The following is a 17172-nucleotide window of genomic DNA, read 5'->3' as shown; positions in this document are numbered from 1 at the left end:
CGGTGGCCGAGGTCGCGACCGACCAGTTGCAGGTCTGGGTGGACCAGGATCTCTGCACGGGCGATGGGCTCTGCGTGCAGTACGCGCCGGAGGTGTTCGAGTTCGACATCGACGGCCTGGCGTACGTCAAGGGCGTCGACGGCGAGCTGCGGACGGCCCCGGGCAGCCGGGTCGACGTGCCCGCGCACCTGCGCCTCGAAGTGATCGACTCCGCCAAGGAGTGCCCGGGCGACTGCATCCACGTGGTGCGCGGCGACGGCGTCGAGGTGGCCGGCCCGGACGCCGAGGACGACTGAGCCGACGCCGCGCGGTCCGCGCGACGCCGGCCCCGAACGGGGTACGCCTCAGAGCATCGGGCGGCCGACCACCGAGGCGACCAGCCGCGCGAACTCCTCCAGCCGGGCGATCTGCCCGGCCCCACCGTCGTCGAGGGTCTTGCCGAACCGCAGCGCGTCGTGCCGGGGCGTGGCCGCCATCTCCTCGCTCGGCGGCGCCTCGTCCAGCGAGGTGAGCAGCAGGTAGACGTCGATGCTGTCGACCCGGATCTCGCCGCTCTCGGAGCGGTTGAGCCGGCGTCGACAGCCCACCTCGGTGACCGTGGAGACGGGCACCACCCGCAGCGACGACGTCATCGAACCCGGTGGCCCCTCCCCCGGCGGCACGTCCTCGCCGTGCCAGAGGATCAGCCGGCTGCCGTCGCAGACGACGACCTCCTGCCACACGCCGTTGACCTCGTTGACGAAGCGTTCCAGGGTGAAGCCGAGCACCGAGGCGCCGCGGAGGACCCCGCCGAGCGCTTCCAGGGCGACGTCCGGGTCCCGCAGATAGGCACGCGCCGCCGACTCCAGGTCCTGGTAGGGCGACCAGTCCGGAAAGACGGCGGGCAGGTCGCCGCCGCCGTACCCCGGTCGGCTCATCGGGCCGCCTCCCCCCGCTCACCGTTGGTCACGGCCTGTCCATCTCCCCCGTCGCGTCGGGCTGCGCGGCGGCCTGGGCGGCGGCGGCCTGGCGGGCCGCCTCGGCCGCGCGCAGGTCCTCGCGGCGCTGCGCGTACGCCTCGGTTCCCTTGCTGGGTTTGCGGCGACGCGGCGGCGCGGTGACGCCCGGGGCGAGCTTGCGCGCCGAGACCAGGAACGCCGTGTGCGCGATCATCCGGTGGTCGGGTCGGACGGCGAGGCCCTCGGCGTGCCAGTCGCGCACCAGCGACTCCCAGGCGCGCGGCTCGGTCCAGCCGCCGCGTTCGCGCAGCGCCTCGACCAGCTCGGAGAGCTGCGGGGTGGTGGCGACGTAGCCGATGAACACGCCGCCGGGCACCAACGCCCGCTCGACCATGTCGAGGGTCTCCCAGGGGGTGAGCATGTCCAGGATGATCCGGTCGAAGCCGGTCTCCTGGCACTGCGCGACGTCGCCGACGTGCAGGTGCCACGAGGGGTGCGGCCCGTTGAAGAACGCCTCGACGTTGCGCTTGGCGATCTGGGCGAAGTCGTCGCGTACCTCGAACGAGTGCAGTTCGCCCTCGGTGCCGACGGCGCGCAGCAGGGAGCAGCTCAGCGCGCCGGAGCCGGCGCCGGCCTCGAGTACCTTCGCGCCGGGGAAGATGTCGCCCATCGCGACGATCTGCGCCGAGTCCTTCGGATAGATCACCTGGGCGCCGCGCGGCATGGAGAGCACGTAGTCCGACAGCAGGGGGCGCAGCGCCAGGAACGCGGTGCCGCCGCCGGAGGTGGTCACCACGCTGCCGTCGGGCAACCCGATCAGCGCGTCGTGCGCCAGGATGCCGCGGTGGGTGTGGAACTCCTTGCCGTGCTCCAGCGTGACGGTGTGCATCCGCCCCTTGGGGTCGGTCAGCTGCACCCGGTCGCCGGGCCGGAACGGGCCGCGGTGCACGGGTGTCAGCGTCCGGGGGGCGTCGTCGGCTGCGACGGTGGAGGGAGTTGCGGTCACGGTGTCATCTTCCGGTTGGGTTCGAGGAGCTGTGCCAGGTCCCCGATGTGCAGAATGCCGACGACATCTTCGCCTGACGTCACCACGTACTGCGCGCCCGGGTGGGTCTGCACCGCCTCCATCACCCGTTCGCCGTCGAGCCCGAGCGTCAGGGTGGGGAGCGCGGTGAGCGGGCGGGCGACGGAGTCCACCGCCTGCCAGGGGCGACGTTCGGCGGGTACGGCCGCGGCGGCGGCCGGGTCGACCAGCGCCACCGGGTGACCGGTGGAGTCGGTGACCAGCAGCGCGGCGGCCGGTTGCCCGCCCTCGGCGCGACGGCGCTGGGCCTCGGCCAGCGGCGTGCCGGTGGTCACCGGCCACACCGGTCGCGCCAGTTGGGCCAGGTCGATCAGCGGGAACCGTCGGCTGACCCGGGCGGCCCGGATCGACTGCCCGGCGCCGCGCCAGAGGGTGACGGCGACCAGCAGCATCAGCGGCAGCGCCACCGGCGACAGGTGGTCGGTGGCGGTCAGCAGTCCGACCAGGGCGGCGGTGCCGACGGCGACGACCCGACCGGCCCAGCCGGCGACCTCGGTGCCCCGGTGCCGGTCGCGGGTGAGGCCCCACACGGCGGCGCGCAGTGCTCGGCCACCGTCCAGCGGCAGCCCGGGCAGGACGTTGAACACCGCCACGATGACGTTGCTCAGGGCGAGCTGGAAGGCGAGCTGGTGGCCGACGGTGCCCTGGGGCAGGGCGACGGTGGCGGCGACCGCGAGGACGCCGAGCACCGCGGACACCGCCGGGCCGGCCAGCGAGACCAGCAGGTCGATCCGGGGCGTCGGGGCGTCCCGCTCCATCTCGGTGTACCCGCCGAGCAGTTCGAGGGTGATTCCGCGCACACCGATGCCGTAGCGGCGGGCGGTGAGCGCGTGACCCAGCTCGTGCAGCAGCACCGAGCCGAGCAGGGACACCACGAACCCGAACCCGATCAGGTAGCCGCTGACCTGCGGCAGGTCCAGTTGTCGGCGGGCGAACTCGGCGTAGAGCACGGCGACCAGCACGGCGAGCAGGAGCATCGACGCGTTGAGGTGCAGAGGCACCCCGAACACCCGACCCACGCTCAGTCCGGGTCGCCGGTCGGACCGACGCGGCGGCCGGGATGTCTGCTCCATCGCACCGATGCTACGGACCGGCCTCGTGCGGGGCGGGCAGCGGGCGGTGTCACACCGGTGCCCTAACCTTTGCGCACATGACGGCGGAAACGGTCACCACCACCCAGTCCTCCTCCCCGGCGCAGACGCCGCCGACGGTGCGGGCCTCGCTGTCGCCGTCGCGGGCGGCGGATTTCAAGACCTGCCCGCTGCTCTACCGGTTCCGCAGCATCGACCGGCTGCCCGAGCGCACCACCATGGAGCAGGCCCGGGGCACGTTGGTGCACGCGGTGCTGGAGCGGCTGTTCGACCTGCCCGCGTCGAGCCGCACGCCGGCTGCGGCGGGCGACCTGGTGGCCCCGCAGTGGGACCGGCTGGTCACCGAGCAGCCAGAGCTGGCCGCCATCTTCGACGACGCCGAGCCCGCCGGCCCGGGGGAGTTCCTGCGCTCGGCGGCGGGGCTGCTGGAGGGCTACTTCGCCGTGGAGGATCCGACGCGTCTGGAACCGGCCGAGCGCGAGAGCCTGATCTCGGCCGTCGTCGACGAGGAGCTGCTCATCCGGGGTTACCTCGACCGGCTCGACGTGGCCCCGGACGGCGCGCTGCGGGTGGTCGACTACAAGACCGGCGGCGCTCCCCGGGAGGCGTTCGAGGCGCGGGCGCTGTTCCAGCTGAAGTTCTACGCGCTGGTGCTGTGGCGCACCCGTGGGGTGGTGCCCCGGGTGCTGCGCCTGCTCTACCTGCGCGACGCCGAGGTGTTGGACTACACGCCCGACGCCGACGAGCTGGTCCGCTTCGAGCGCACCGTGGTGGCGCTGTGGCGGGCGATCGAGCAGGCCACCGCACGGCAGGACTTCCGGCCCCGGCCGAGCAAACTGTGTGACTGGTGCAGCCACCAGGCGCTGTGCCCCACGTTCGGCGGCACACCACCGCCGTTCCCCGTCGCGGCGGCGAACGCCGACCCCCTCCGCGACGCCCGCACCACCCCCACACCCCCCGGCGCCGACGAGTAACGCCCCCCGCCCCACCCACCCGCGCCCCGCCCCGCCCCACCCCGCCCCGTCGATCTTGCACTTTCGGATGTCGACTTCATCGGATTCGCACCATTTGCCGCAGCAGAAAGTGCAAGATCGACGGGGTCTGGAGGGGCCGGCCCTGGCACCGCCCGACCGGAGCGGTGCCGTCCGGGTCGGGACAGGCACCCGGGCTGCCTCTACCGTGGTCCGCGACGCACAGGCCGGCGACGCGGGACGGGAGACGAGATGAGCGATCGGGTGGCCCCGGCGCGGCCGGTACGAATCCTGCTCGCCGATGACCAGCCGCTGCTGCGTACGGGCTTCCGGATGGTGCTCGGGGCCGAGGGCGACCTGGACGTGGTGGCGGAGGCCGGCGACGGCGTGGAGGCGGTGGAGCTGTCCCGACGGCTCCTGCCCGACGTCGTGCTGATGGACATCCGGATGCCCCGCATGGACGGGGTGGCGGCGACCCGGGCCATCGTCGACTCCCGCCTGCCGGTACGGGTGCTGGTGCTGACCACGTTCGACCTCGACGAGTACGTGGTGGGGGCGCTGCGTGCGGGCGCGAGCGGATTCCTGGCCAAGGACGTACCCGCCGAGGAACTGATCGCGGCGATCCGCACGGTCGCCGGTGGGGACGCGGTGGTCGCGCCTCGGATCCTGCGGCGCCTGCTGGAGCGCTTCGCCGAGCTGTTGCCCGACCCGGCGGCGACGCCGTCGGCGGCGCTCAATGCTCTCACCGACCGGGAACGTGAGGTGCTGGTGCAGGTGGCCCGGGGACTGTCCAACGCCGAGATCGCGGCGGTGCTGTCGGTCAGCGAGACCACCGTGAAGACCCACGTCGGGCACCTGCTGACCAAGCTGCGGCTGCGCGATCGCGTGCAGGCCGTCGTGCTGGCGTACGAGTCGGGTCTGGTCCGCCCGAGGGCGTAGCCGCCGCGCGGCGGATACCTCACCCGGCGTACCCGAAGATCCCTCCGTGGAGGGACGGCCCGGTTGCCGCGCTCACCTACCGTGACCAGAGACGGCGCGGCGGGGTTGGGAAGTGTGCAAAACCGGTCGATCGGCCGTCGGGTCAGGGGCAACCCTGATGCGGCATGGGGGTGCACCCGCAGCGGGAAATCCGCTGCGGGTCCCCCCAGGGGCGGACGGGATGGGCGCGCGCAGCGCCGATGATTGAACGGTCGCGCCGGACCATCGGGGGGCGGCGTGGGATTCGGACAGACGGAAGAGGTAGATGACGTGACCGCGACGGTAGGCCGGCAGGCGCAGGCCGCGGCCCGGGCGAACGACGTGTGGAAGGTGTACGGCAGCGGCGAGGCTCAGGTCATCGCCCTGCGGGGGGTCAGCGCGGAGTTCGAACGTGGCCGCTTCACCGCGATCATGGGGCCGTCGGGTTCCGGCAAGTCCACGCTGATGCACTGCCTCGCCGGTCTGGACTCGGTGACCCGGGGGACGGTGTCGATCGGCGAGACGACGGTCACCGGGCTGGGTGACTCGGGGCTGACGAAGCTGCGCCGGGACAAGGTGGGCTTCATCTTCCAGCAGTTCAACCTGCTGCCGACGCTCACGGCGAAGGAGAACATCCTGCTGCCGATGTCGATCGCGGGCCGCCGGCCGGACCCGGCCTGGTACGACACGGTGATCAAGACGGTTGGCCTGCAGGACCGGCTGGACCACCGGCCGGCGCAGCTCTCCGGCGGCCAGCAGCAGCGGGTGGCGTGCGCGCGGGCGCTGGTCTCCCGCCCCGAGGTGATCTTCGCGGACGAGCCGACGGGCAACCTGGACTCGCGCTCCGGCGCGGAGGTGCTCGGCTTCCTGCGCGACTCGGTGCGTGAGCACGGTCAGACCATCGTGATGGTCACCCACGACCCGACGGCCGCCGCGTACGCCGACCGGGTGGTCTTCCTCGCCGACGGGCAGATCGTGTCGGAGCTGATCGAGCCGACCGCCGACACGGTGCTGGACACCATGAAGAAGCTGGACACTCCGGCCGAGGTGGGTAACTGATGTTCCGGGCGACACTCAAGAGTCTGCTGGCCCGCAAGGTCCGGCTGATCCTGTCCGGTCTGGCCGTGGTGCTCGGGGTAATGTTCGTCTCCGGCGCGTTCGTGCTGACCGACACGCTGGGTCGCTCCTTCGACTCGGTGTTCGCCGACGGCTTCTCCGAGATCGACGTGAACGTCGCGGCGAAGCCGAAGGTCGAGGTCAGTGAGCTGGAGGGCGAGCAGACCGCCGCCCCGCTGCCCGCCGCCGTGGTGGACCGGGTCAAGCAGGTGCCGGGGGTGGCCTCCGCGACCGGCGTCGTCAACGCCGACGGCGCGCGGGTGATCGGCAGCAACGGCAAGGTCGTCACGTCGTTCGGGCCGCCGCAGCTCGGTGAGAACTGGGTCGGCGAGAGTGACCTGCTGCAACTGCGCGAGGGCCGCGCCCCGCAGGCGGACGACGAGATCGTCGTCAACAAGACGCTGGCCACGACGGCGAAGGTGCGGGTCGGCGAGAAGGTCGGCGTGCTGACCGCGTTCGAGTCGAAGAAGCGGGAATTCACCCTGGTCGGCATAGCCGGTTACAGCGGTGACCGGGACTCGATCGGCGGCGTCAACGAGGTCTTCTTCACCACGCCGGTGGCGCAGCGGCTGATGCTCGGCGAGCCGGAGGTGTTCAGCAGCATCACGGCGACCGCCGCGGACGGCGTCTCGGACGAGGCGTTGCGCGACGACCTGGCCCGCTCCCTGGGCGCGGACTACGACGTGAAGACCGGCGAGCAGCTCGCCGAGGACGCCGCGGCCAGCCTGAAGGAGGGCCTCTCCTTCTTCAACAAGATCCTGTTGGGCTTCGCCGCGGTGGCGCTGCTGGTCGGCACCTTCCTGATTCTCAACACGTTCTCGATCATCGTGGCCCAGCGCACCCGGGAGCTGGCGCTGATGCGCGCCATCGGAGCGAGCGGCCGCCAGATCATCGGCTCGGTGGTGCTGGAGGCCATCGCGGTCGGGTTGATCGCGTCGGTGCTCGGCCTGGCCGCCGGCATCGGGGTGGGCGCGCTGCTGGCGTTCCTGTTCGGCAAGTTGGCCGGCGGCCTGACCCTGGCCGGGATCGGCGTGCCGGCGGCCGCGGTGATCGGTTCGTTCGGCGTCGGTCTGGTGATCACGGTGGTGGCGGCGCTGCTGCCGGCGCTGCGGGCATCCCGGATCCCGCCGATCGCCGCCATGCAGGACGTGGCGACCCCGGACCGGCCGCTGACCAAGATCACCGTGGCCGGGTCGCTGGTCACCGCCATCGGCGCGGTGCTGCTCTTCCTGGGACTCAGCGGTAACGCGGGCGGCCAGACGCTGTCCACCATCCTGGGCGGGGTGCTGTTCGCCTTCATCGGAGTGGCGCTGCTGACCCCACTGATCAGTCGGCCCGTGGTGAACCTCCTCGGCGCGATCTTCTCCTGGTCGGTGCCGGGCAAGCTGGGGCGGCTCAACTCCGGTCGCAACCCGCGCCGCACCGCCATCACGGCCGCCGCGCTGATGGTCGGCATCGCGCTGGTCACCGGCGTCACCGTGATCCTCGACTCGGCCAAGGGCAGCATCAGCGCCCTCGCTCAGGACACCATCAAGGCCGAGTTGGTGATCGCCGGTCAGCAGGGCGGCCCGCGTCCGCCGAGCTTCGACCCGAGCGTGCTGGACCAGGTCAAGGCGCTGCCCGGCGTGCGGATGGTCGACGGCGAGTACGGCGACATGGCGCGCGTCGACGGCGAGGGCACGTGGGTGGCGGCGAGCAGCGACGTCGCGTCCCTGCGGCAGATCTTCGGCGCGAAGGCCACCGCCGGTGACATCGACCGGCTCTCGCCGACGCAGATGCTCGTCAGCTCCGACACCGCGAAGTCCCGCGGCTGGTCGGTCGGCTCGACCGTGACCGTGCAGTTGACGCGGGGCGAGGCCCGCACGTACACGGTCAGCGGCATCTACGAGTCGTCGCAGTTGACCAACCCGGTGACGCTGCCGGCCACGGCGGCGAAGGACTTCGCGATTCCGCAGCCCATCCAGGGCTTCATCCAGCTCGCGCCGGGGGCACGGGTGGCCGACGTGCAGCCGCGGGTGGAGACGCTGCTCGCGGACAGCCCCGAGGTGTCGGTGGCCGACCGGGACGCGTTCATCAAGCAGCAGATGAGTTCGCTCGACGGCCTGCTCACGATGATCCAGATCCTGCTGGCGCTGGCCATCGTGATCGCCGTCCTGGGCATCGTCAACACCCTCGCGCTGTCGGTGCTGGAGCGCACGCGGGAGTTGGGGCTGCTGCGGGCGATCGGACTGCGACGCGGTCAGACGATGGGCATGATCACGGTCGAGGCCGTGGTGATCTCCGTCTTCGGCGCGCTGCTGGGCGTGGCGGTCGGCACCGGCCTCGGGGCCGCCGTGGTCGAAGCGCTCAAGGACGAGGGCATCACCGACCTGATCCTGCCCTGGGGGCAGATGGGCATCTTCCTCGGTCTCGCCGCGATCATCGGCGTGGTCGCCGCGGTGGTCCCCGCCGTGCGGGCGGCCCGGATCAACGTCCTGGGCGCGATCGCCCACGACTGACGCCAGGTAGGACAAGAGGGGGTCCCGCACGGCGGGGCCCCCTCGTTCCTTCGGTCGCGGCTTCCTTCAGGCCGCGGCCCGGTCGGTCAACAGCGCCGCCAGCGCCGCCAGGTCCACACCGGCCAGGCTTCGCACCTGGCGTACGCCCTCGATGGGGGGCAACGGCACCTCGGCGGGTACGGCCAGCACGGCCGCGCCGGAGGCGAGCGCGCTGGCCACCCCGGTCGGTGAGTCCTCGATCGCCACACACCGCTCGATCGGGGCGCCGAGGCGTCGTGCGGCGGTCAGGTACGGCTCGGGGTGCGGCTTGGCCGCCACCACCTCGTCACCGGCGACCACCACGTCGAAGTTGTCCCGCCCGAGGGTGTCCAGGGCGATCTCGACCAGCGCCCGAGGACTGGAGGTGACCAGGGCGGTGGGGACTCCCGCCGCGCGGACCGCGTGCAGCAGCTCGAACGCCCCCGGCCGCCAGGGCAGGCCGGTTCGGAACAGCTCCAGGATCCGGGCGTTGATCCACGCCGCGCTGATCTCCGGATCGCGCTCGGGTTGGCCGAGGTCGTCGTGCAGGATGCGCATCGACTCGGCCATAGCGGTGCCGATGATCGAGCGGCGGGCGTCGACGGACAGCTCCCCGCCGTACTCGCGGGCCAGCTCCTGCAGTGCGACGTCCCACAGCTTCTCGCTGTCGACCAGCGTGCCGTCCATGTCGAAGAGCACGGCGGCGGGGTGTTGGCTGCTCAGCGGATCCTCCAGGGGTCGTGACCGACACCGGCGATCCTGCCAGCCGGGCCCGCCGCCGGTGGCGGCAACGGCTCCGAGGGTGACCGGGGCAACCCCGCTCAGCTCAGGTCGCACTCCTTCAGCGAGCGTTCGTAGCCACGGAAGAACATGTCGGTGCGCTGTTCGGCGGTGCCGTGCGCGCCCTCGGCGAACCACGGCTGGTCCGGGTCGTCGCCGACCGCCGCGACCCCCTCCCGGAACTCGTCCAGGTCACCCTCGGCGAGGGTCAGGTCGCCGGAGCGCACCGAGTCGCCGAGGTACGCCCCGGCCATGCAGTCGGCCTGCAACTCCTGCTGGATGGTGAAGCTGTAGTTGATGCCCAGGCGCACCTGGATGCCGTGGGCGTACTCGTGACCGAGCAGGTAGAACACGAACGCGTCACCGACCTCCCGGAAGGCCGCCACCGACCAGGCGACGTCGTACGCGATGAAGTCGCCCTGCGAGCAGTAGACCGCGTTGTTGCGCGGCAGTGGCTGACCGCCGCAGGAGACCTCACCGGCCCGCTGGTACGGGGTGACCCGCCGGATGGGCGTGAAGCGCTGCCCGGAGGCCTTGAACTGGGCCGCCCAGTAGCGCTCCGCGACCGCCTGCGCGTCGGCGACGTCCTGTTTGAACTCGGCCACGCTCGTGGTGCTGTCGGCGCGGGTGGTGTTCGGCTCCGGCGAGGCGGCCGGCGGGTTCGCCTCCGGACGTTCGCCCTCCGGCTCGGCCAGCCCACCGCCCGCGCAGGCGAGCGACACCAGCGCGACGGCCACCAGGCCCGCCAGGGGTCCCCGCGCGACGCGTCCCGACCATGCACCCACTGTGCCTCCCCAGACCTCGGCGCTCGTACCACGCCATACCCCGACGGTACGACCACCACGCCCGCCACCGGATTCACGCACGACCGGCCCAGGCGGTTCACGCTCACCCTGTCCCCTACCTCCGATTGCGGTGATCAAGAGGTTCGCGTCAGCCCGTCCGGCGTGTCGTGACGCGAACCTCTTGATCGACGCGTTCGGGGGTGGGGGTGGGGTGGGGGTGGTTCCGGGTTTCGGTGTTGGGCGGCCACAATGGCCCGGGGCGGATGTGGCCGCCGGTCAGGAGGGCGACGTGCACGTGCTGGGCAGCCGTCAACGAAGCCAGCCGGCGCCGGCGCATGTCGTGTGGCGGTCGCTCCGTGACCCGTACCAGGTCGGAAGCCGGCCCTGGCTGGAGCTGCGCGACGACGAGGTGCCGCCGCGGGTGGTGGCGGGGTACGCGCCGGTGCTCCTGGTGTGGTCGTCGCTCTGGCCGCACCGCCCCGGGGACGAGATCCGTTTCGACATCTCGCGAGGGCTGCCCGGCGGCGACTGCGCGTTGCGCTGGACACTGACCACCCCCGACGCGGACCTGCCCAGCGAGAGCACCCTCGGCTACCTCCGCCACCGCCTCAACTACCTGATCAACAACCGCCTCCGCCTCTCCCACGGCCAGTAACCCCTCCCCTCTCCCGGCCCCACCCCACCCGCCCACGTCCGTTGATCATGAAGTTGTTGCGCCGACACGCCGACATCGATGGCGATAACTTCATGATCAACGGGGGCGGGTGGGGGTCGGGAGGTGTCCGGGTGAGGGGGTTGGGTTCGACGTTTCTGGTGAGCGGCGCCGGGGCGGCGCCGGGAACAGGAAGGCCACCATGAAATACATGATCATGCTCTACGGGTCGCAGCAGGACTACGACGCCTTGTCCGGGCGACCGTCCGACCGGCCGGCCATGTCAGCCGAGCAGGTGGCGGCGATGCACCAGCACATGGAGACGTTCCACCAGGCGCTCGCCGAGTCCGGGGAACTCATCGACGCGCGGGGCCTCAGCGAGCCGGTGCACGCTCGTCGTGTGCAGGTGCGTGATCGGGCGCCCGTGGTCACCGACGGCCCGTACGCCGAGACGCAGGAGGTCCTGGCGGGTTACACGATCGTGGAGTGCGTCAGCTTCGACCGGGCCACCGAGATCGCCGCCGGCCTGGTCGACCCGGACACCCCGGGGGCGTACGTGGACGTGCGGCCGGTGCTGGACGGCGTCGAGGACCTGGCCGGCTGAGCACGTGCCCGAGACACCCGCCGAGGACCTGCTGCGCGAGTTGGCGCCGCAGGTCCTCGGTGCGCTGGTACGCCGCTTCGGGCACTTCGACTCGGCCGAGGACGCGGTGCAGGAGGCGCTGATCGCGGCGGCGGGCACCTGGCCGCGCGACGGCGTACCGGACAGTCCTCGCGCGTGGTTGATCACCGTCGCGTCCCGGCGGCTCACCGACCTGCTCCGGCGCGACCAGGCGCGGGCGCGGCGGGAGGAGACGGCGGCGCGGTGGATGCTGCCGGAGCAGTGGCTCGCGCCGGCCGCCGACCGACCCCGGGACGCCGACGACACGCTCATCCTGTTGTTCCTGTGCTGCCATCCGGCGCTCACCCCGGCGTCGCAGATCGCGCTGACGCTGCGGGCGGTGGGCGGGTTGAGCACCGCCGAGGTGGCCCGCGCGTTCCTGGTGCCGGAGGCGACCATGACCCGGCGGATCAGCCGGGGAAAGCAGCGGATCCGCGACAGCGGCCTCCGGTTCGTGCCACCGACGACAGCGGAGCGCGCCGATCGGGTCGCCGCCGTGCTGCACGTGCTCTACCTGGTCTTCACCGAGGGCTACGCGCGCACGGCGGGCCCGGGACTGCTGCGGGCCGACCTGACCGCCGAGGCGATCCGGCTGACGCGGCTGGTGCGCCGGCTGCTGCCCGACGACCCCGAGGTCACGGGACTGCTCGCGTTGATGCTGCTCACCGACGCCCGCGCGCCGGCGCGGATCGGCCCGCACGGCGAGTTGGTGCCGATGGCCGAGCAGGACCGGAGCCGGTGGCGGGCCGACCAGATCGCCGAGGGCGTCGCGCTGGTCAGCGAGGCGCTGCCGCGCGGGCCCGTCGGGCCGTACCAGCTCCAGGCGGCGATCGCGGCCGTGCACGACGAGGCGGCGAGCGCCGCGGCCACCGACTGGACGCAGATCACCGCCCTGTACGAGGTTCTGCTCGGCCTGTCCGACAACCCGGTGGTGGCGCTCAACCACGCCGTGGCGGTGGCGATGAGCCGGGGCGCGCCGGCCGGCCTGGCGCTGCTGGCCGAGCTGGACGGCGACGCCCGGTTGGCCGACGATCCGCGGCTGCCGGCCGCCCGCGCCCATCTGTGGGAACTGACCGGTGAGCGGGCCGCGGCGCGTGAGGCGTACCGGATGGCGGCGGCACGCTCGACGAATCTGGCGCAGCAGCGCTACCTCAACGCCCGCGCGGACGCCCTGGCCGACGACCCGAACCCCGCCTGAGCGGGCGCCCGGGCCGCGCGTCGGTCCGGCCCAGCGGCCACCGCCCGAGCTGGCAGCGCCGGGCCGAGCGCCCGAGCGCGCAGCGCAGGGCCGAGCAGCCGAGCACGCAGCGCGAGGGCCGAGAAGCCGAGCGGGCAGCGCCGGGCCGAGCGGCGCACGGCCGAGCGGGCGGTCGCGTCAGGGGCTGGCGGCCAGGAAGACGAACGCGGCCAGCAGCACCAGGTGGACGCCGCCCTGCAGGACGTTGGCCCGGCCCGGTACGACGGTGAGCACCGCCGTCACGGCGGTCAGGGCCAGCAGCGCGAGCTGGGTGCCGCCGAGGCCGAGCAGCAGTGGACCGTCCAGCCAGATGGAGGCGATGGCGATGGCCGGAATGGTCAGACCGATGCTGGCCATCGCGGAGCCGAGGGCGAGGTTGAGGCTGATCTGTACGCGGTCGCGGCGTGCGGCGCGGGCGGCGGCGAGGGTCTCCGGCAGCAGCACCAGCAGGGCGATGATCACACCGACGAACGCGTGCGGCAGGTTCGCGGCCGCCACGCCGGCCTCGATGGTCGGTGAGACGGTCTTGGCGTCGCCGACCACCGCGACCAGCGCCACCAGCAGCAGCGCGAGGCTGACGAGAGCAGCGCGGGTGGTGGGCGGCTTGGCGTGCTCCTCGGCGTCGATGACCCGGCCCTCGGTGTCGACCGGGAGGAAGTAGTCGCGGTGCCGGCCGGTCTGCACCAGCACGAACAGCCCGTACAGCGCGAGCGAGGCGACGGCGGCGAAGGTGAGCTGGGCCGGACTGAACTCCGGGCCGGGGCGGGCCGTGGTGAAGGTCGGGATGACGAGGCTCAGCGTGGCGAGGGTGATCACGGTCGCCAGGGCGCCGCCGGTGCCCTCCGGGTTGAAGACGGCCACCCGCCGGCGCAGCGCGCCGAGCAGCAGGGACAGGCCGAGGATGCCGTTGCAGGTGATCATGACGGCGGCGAAGACCGTGTCGCGGGCGAGTGACTGGGTCTTCTCCGGGCCGCTGATCATGAGGGTGACGATGAGGGCCACCTCGATGACGGTGACCGCGACGGCGAGCACCAACGACCCGTACGGCTCCCCCACCCGGTGCGCGACGACCTCGGCGTGGTGCACGGCCGCGAGCACCGCGCCGCCCAGCAGCGCGGCGACCACCACGACGATCGGGCCGGGAAGTTCTCGCCCCCACGTCACGAGCAACACCAGCACCGCGAGCACGGGTACGGCGACGGTCCAATCGAGCAGGCGGGATCGAAGCTGGGCTGGCATGCCGTCAAGAGTGCCAGGTCACGTGATCATGTGCCCACCATCGACGCATCCGCGTCGCATAACCCGTAACTCATAGGTTACGCTTTTCGGCGTGGACGAGGTGGCCACCGCGATCGCGGACCCGGTGCGGCGGCGCATCCTGAGCATGCTGCGCGACGCGCCGCTGACCGCGGGCGAGATCGCCAAACGGTTCGCCATCAGCCGCCCGGCGGTCAGCCGCCATCTGCGGGTGCTGCGCGAGAGCGGGCTGGTCCGCGACGAGCTGGTCGGCCGCACGCGGATCTACCGGCTCGATCCCGGCCCGCTCGCTCCGCTCGTCGAATGGCTCGGCGGGCTCGTCGCGCCCGAGAAGTGGGAGCAGCGCCTCGACGCGTTGGAGACCGAGGTCTATCGAACCCGCCGGGAACGCCGCACCCGCGGCCCGGCCGCTCACCGAACGGAGCACACCGCATGACCCGTACCCCCGCTGGCCGCCTGTTCCGCACCGCCACCGGCCACGACCTCGTCCTCACCCGCACCTTCCGCGCCCCGGCGGCGGACGTGTGGGCGAGCCTGACCGACTCGGAGCGCACGGCCCGCTGGTTCGGCCCGTGGGCCGGCGACGCCCGGCCCGGCAACACCATCCGGGTCCAGATGGCCTACGAGGAGCAGCAGCCCTGGTGCGACGTACGCGTCGAGGAGTGCGAAGCGCCCCGCCGCCTGGCCGTGTCGATGGTCGACGACCACGGCGACTGGCTGCTGGGGTTCACGCTGACCGAGACCGACGGCGTGACCGAGCTGCGCTTCACCCAGCACCTCACCAGCCTCGACGGTGTCGCCGAGGTGGGCGCCGGCTGGGAGTACTACCTCGACATGCTGATCGCCTCCCGGGACGGCACGCCACGACCGGGGTTCGACGAGTACCACCCGGCCATGCGCTCCTACTACGAGGCGCTGACCGAGGGGGTCTGAGGGTCGACCTCGCGCCGCAGTCGGGCGAACTCGGCGGTCAGCGCCGGCAGCGGGAAGTGCGCGTTCAGGCCGCTGGGGTTGGGCAGCACCCAGACCCGGGCCGGGCCCAGGCCTTGCGGCTGCGGGCCGAGCGCGGCCTTCGGCCGGACGAACGCGATCCGGTACGCGGTCACCCCGAGCACCGCCACCCACCGGGGCCGGTGCCGCTCGACCTTGACCGCCAGCCCGGTGACCCCGGCGACCAGTTCGGCGGCGGTCAGCTCGTCGGCGCGGGCCGTGGCCCGGTTGCTGAGGCTGGTGAGGCCCAGCCCCTGCCGTAGCAGCTCGGCCCGCTCCCACGGGCGTAGTTCCCGGTCGGTGAAGCCCGCGCCGTGCAGGGCCGGCCAGAAGCGGCTGCCCCGCCGGGCGAAGTGCTCTCCGACCGCCGCCGAGTAGAGCCCCGGGTTGAAGCCGCAGAACAGCACCCGCAGGCCAGGGCCGATCACATCCACCAGGCCGCGACCGGCCGCCGCCGCGACCTCGTGGCGGGTCGGCGGTCGCCACGGCGGTGACAGGTCCGCGTCCACCACCCCGATCCTGCCGTACGCCCCCGGGTGCGTGGGACGTTCGGCGCAGGCCGGAGTGGGTGGGGTTGACGGGCGCAGACATCGGAGGTTTACTGCCTCAACGACACCAGTCGATGCTATCCGTCCGTCCACACTGGCCGGCCGGAGTCGTCGGCTGGCTCGTGTATTGCAGCACGGCACCATCACCCTGCACCTCAGCCGAGCATCGGCGGCCCGGCTTCCGCACCACCGCCACCATGGTCCCGGGCGTGCCCTCGCGCACCTCCCGGGGTCGACGCTCAGCTAAGGAGCATCACCATGCGTTCCCGTCCCCGCCTGTTGGCACTCTTCACCGGCCTGGCCGTGTTGATGGCCGGCCTGGTCGCACTGCCGACCACGGCCTCGGCCGCGCCGCTGACCAAGGTCCTGGTGTTCAGCAAGACCGCCGGCTTCCGGCACTCGTCCATCCCCAACGGCATCGCGGCCATCCAGCAGCTCGGCGCTGCCAACGGCTTCAGCGTGACCGCCACCGAGGACGCCAGCCAGTTCACCACCTCCAACCTGGCCCAGTACCAGGCGGTGGTCTTCATGTCGACGACCGGCGATGTGCTCAACTCCAGCCAGCAGACGGCCTTCGAGCAGTACATCGCCGCCGGCGGCGGGTACGTCGGCGTGCACGCCGCCGCGGACACCGAGTACAGCTGGCCGTGGTACGGGCAGTTGGTCGGGGCGTGGTTCGACTCGCACCCGGCGATCCAGACCGCGACCGTGCGGATCGAGGACCGGAGCAACCCGTCGACCGCGCACCTCGGCGCCACCTGGGTCCGCTCCGACGAGTGGTACAACTACCGCACCAACCCCCGGTCCAGCGCGCGGGTCCTCGCCAGCCTCGACGAGTCGTCCTACAGCGGCGGCAACATGAACGGCGACCACCCGATCACCTGGTGCAAGGCGTACGGCGGCGGACGGGCCTGGTACACGGGTCTCGGGCACACCGAGGCGTCGTACACCGACCCGAACTTCACCCGGATGCTGCTCGGTGGCCTGCAGGTCGCCGCTGGTTCGGTGAGCGCCAACTGCTCGCCGGGGACCACGCCGACCACCCCGCCGCCCACGACGGCCCCGCCGACCACTCCCCCGCCGACGACCGCGCCGCCGACGACGGCCCCGCCGACCACCCCGCCGCCCGCCGCCACCGGTTCCACCCTGCGGGCCCGCGCCAACAACCAGTACGTCAGCGCGCCCAACGCCTCCACCCCGCTGATCGCCAACAAGACCTCCGCCGGGACCAGCGAGCAGTTCGAACTGGTCAGCCTCACCAACGGCAACGTCGCGCTGAAGGCCAAGAGCAACGGGCAGTTCGTCGCGGCGGAGAACGCCGGGGCCAACGCGCTGATCGCCAACCGGGCCAGCGCCGGCGCGTGGGAGACGTTCCAGCTGATCCGTAACTCCGACGGCACGGTCAGCCTGCGGGCCACCGTGAACAGCCGGTACGTGGCCGCCGACAACGCGGGCGCCTCCCCGCTGATCGCCAACCGGACCTCCATCGGTCAGTGGGAGAAGTTCGACCTCGTCACCACCAACTGACCGCACCGCGACCCACACCCCGCCACCCCACCCGGTCGTGGTGCGCCCCAGCACGCCCCGAC

At 72.5% G+C, this 17172-nt stretch carries 18 protein-coding genes; 11 read left to right on the top strand and 7 right to left on the bottom strand.

What is annotated here, in order from left to right; all coding sequences use genetic code 11:
* Positions 1-2 precede the first annotated feature (2 nt).
* Complete coding sequence (locus ACQPZK_RS14315; protein ID WP_433538763.1) at positions 3-296, top strand: ferredoxin; 294 nt, start codon at positions 3-5, stop codon at positions 294-296.
* Positions 297-344: 48 nt separating this feature from the next.
* Here the strand turns inward: ACQPZK_RS14315 and ACQPZK_RS14310 are convergent, their stop codons facing one another.
* Genes ACQPZK_RS14310 through ACQPZK_RS14300 form a run of 3 tightly spaced genes read right to left on the bottom strand, consistent with a single transcriptional unit; the run spans position 345 to position 2999 of the window.
* Positions 345-917 carry a hypothetical protein gene (locus ACQPZK_RS14310; protein ID WP_433538762.1) on the bottom strand — a complete coding sequence of 191 codons (573 nt, stop codon included), beginning with the start codon at positions 915-917 and terminating at the stop codon, positions 345-347.
* A 28-nt stretch (positions 918-945) separates the two neighbouring features.
* Positions 946-1944 (bottom strand): tRNA (adenine-N1)-methyltransferase, encoded by a 999-nt coding sequence (locus tag ACQPZK_RS14305; protein WP_433538761.1) that lies wholly within the window; start codon positions 1942-1944, stop codon positions 946-948.
* A complete protein-coding gene (locus ACQPZK_RS14300; RefSeq protein ID WP_433539209.1) occupies positions 1941-2999 on the bottom strand; it encodes a site-2 protease family protein in 1059 nt (352 codons plus the stop codon). Before ACQPZK_RS14300 ends, ACQPZK_RS14305 begins: the two co-directional genes overlap by 4 nt.
* A 173-nt stretch (positions 3000-3172) precedes the next feature.
* Between ACQPZK_RS14300 and ACQPZK_RS14295 the strand changes: the two genes are divergently transcribed.
* The 4 genes from ACQPZK_RS14295 (at position 3173) to ACQPZK_RS14280 (ending at position 8655) form a co-directional block, all read left to right on the top strand.
* On the top strand, positions 3173-4087 hold the full coding sequence (locus ACQPZK_RS14295; protein ID WP_433538760.1) for a RecB family exonuclease: 915 nt from the start codon (positions 3173-3175) through the stop codon (positions 4085-4087).
* A 249-nt stretch (positions 4088-4336) separates the two neighbouring features.
* Positions 4337-5023 (top strand): response regulator, encoded by a 687-nt coding sequence (locus ACQPZK_RS14290; protein WP_433538759.1) that lies wholly within the window; start codon positions 4337-4339, stop codon positions 5021-5023.
* A gap of 309 nt (positions 5024-5332) precedes the next feature.
* Positions 5333-6100, top strand: coding sequence for an ABC transporter ATP-binding protein (locus ACQPZK_RS14285; protein WP_433538758.1), 768 nt, complete (start codon positions 5333-5335; stop codon positions 6098-6100).
* The gene (locus ACQPZK_RS14280) at positions 6100-8655 is read left to right on the top strand and encodes an ABC transporter permease (RefSeq protein ID WP_433538757.1); all 2556 of its coding nucleotides are present in this window, start codon (positions 6100-6102) and stop codon (positions 8653-8655) included. Before ACQPZK_RS14285 ends, ACQPZK_RS14280 begins: the two co-directional genes overlap by 1 nt.
* Before the next feature lie 66 nt (positions 8656-8721).
* Here the strand turns inward: ACQPZK_RS14280 and ACQPZK_RS14275 are convergent, their stop codons facing one another.
* Both ACQPZK_RS14275 and ACQPZK_RS14270 read right to left on the bottom strand, forming a co-directional pair.
* Positions 8722-9372 carry an HAD family hydrolase gene (locus ACQPZK_RS14275; RefSeq protein ID WP_433539208.1) on the bottom strand — a complete coding sequence of 217 codons (651 nt, stop codon included), beginning with the start codon at positions 9370-9372 and terminating at the stop codon, positions 8722-8724.
* 122 nt (positions 9373-9494) lie between these two features.
* Positions 9495-10238 (bottom strand): neutral zinc metallopeptidase, encoded by a 744-nt coding sequence (locus tag ACQPZK_RS14270; protein ID WP_433538756.1) that lies wholly within the window; start codon positions 10236-10238, stop codon positions 9495-9497.
* A 265-nt stretch (positions 10239-10503) separates the two neighbouring features.
* Between ACQPZK_RS14270 and ACQPZK_RS14265 the strand changes: the two genes are divergently transcribed.
* The 3 genes from ACQPZK_RS14265 to ACQPZK_RS14255 all read left to right on the top strand — a co-directional run bounded on the left by ACQPZK_RS14265 (position 10504) and on the right by ACQPZK_RS14255 (position 12749).
* Positions 10504-10893 carry a hypothetical protein gene (locus ACQPZK_RS14265; RefSeq protein WP_433538755.1) on the top strand — a complete coding sequence of 130 codons (390 nt, stop codon included), beginning with the start codon at positions 10504-10506 and terminating at the stop codon, positions 10891-10893.
* Between the two features lie 199 nt (positions 10894-11092).
* A complete protein-coding gene (locus ACQPZK_RS14260; RefSeq protein WP_433538754.1) occupies positions 11093-11494 on the top strand; it encodes a YciI family protein in 402 nt (133 codons plus the stop codon).
* 4 nt (positions 11495-11498) lie between these two features.
* Complete coding sequence (locus tag ACQPZK_RS14255) at positions 11499-12749, top strand: RNA polymerase sigma factor (protein ID WP_433538753.1); 1251 nt, start codon at positions 11499-11501, stop codon at positions 12747-12749.
* 177 nt (positions 12750-12926) lie between these two features.
* Here ACQPZK_RS14255 and ACQPZK_RS14250 read toward each other — a convergent pair whose 3' ends face one another.
* Entirely contained in the window at positions 12927-14027 is a 1101-nt protein-coding gene (locus ACQPZK_RS14250) for a calcium:proton antiporter (protein ID WP_433538752.1), read from the bottom strand.
* A gap of 145 nt (positions 14028-14172) precedes the next feature.
* On the opposite strand from ACQPZK_RS14250, the gene ACQPZK_RS14245 reads away from it, so the two are divergent.
* Together ACQPZK_RS14245 and ACQPZK_RS14240 are read left to right on the top strand one after the other, a co-directional pair.
* On the top strand, positions 14173-14481 hold the full coding sequence (locus ACQPZK_RS14245; protein WP_433539207.1) for an ArsR/SmtB family transcription factor: 309 nt from the start codon (positions 14173-14175) through the stop codon (positions 14479-14481).
* Positions 14478-14978, top strand: a complete 501-nt coding sequence (locus ACQPZK_RS14240) for an SRPBCC family protein (protein WP_433538751.1) — start codon at positions 14478-14480, stop codon at positions 14976-14978. Before ACQPZK_RS14245 ends, ACQPZK_RS14240 begins: the two co-directional genes overlap by 4 nt.
* Here ACQPZK_RS14240 and mug read toward each other — a convergent pair.
* Positions 14951-15544, bottom strand: a complete 594-nt coding sequence (gene mug / locus ACQPZK_RS14235) for a G/U mismatch-specific DNA glycosylase (RefSeq protein WP_433538750.1) — start codon at positions 15542-15544, stop codon at positions 14951-14953. The genes ACQPZK_RS14240 and mug overlap by 28 nt on opposite strands.
* Positions 15545-15841: 297 nt before the next feature.
* Here mug and ACQPZK_RS14230 point away from each other — a divergent pair, with 297 nt between their 5' ends.
* The gene (locus ACQPZK_RS14230; protein WP_433538749.1) at positions 15842-17110 is read left to right on the top strand and encodes a ThuA domain-containing protein; all 1269 of its coding nucleotides are present in this window, start codon (positions 15842-15844) and stop codon (positions 17108-17110) included.
* Positions 17111-17172 lie beyond the last annotated feature (62 nt).

The sequence above is a fragment of the Micromonospora sp. CA-249363 genome, from assembly GCF_050950185.1.
In the GTDB taxonomy this organism is placed as follows: domain Bacteria; phylum Actinomycetota; class Actinomycetes; order Mycobacteriales; family Micromonosporaceae; genus Micromonospora.
The sequence above is the reverse complement of the archived record's forward strand: the minus strand, read 5'-3'. Positions and strand labels throughout refer to the sequence as shown.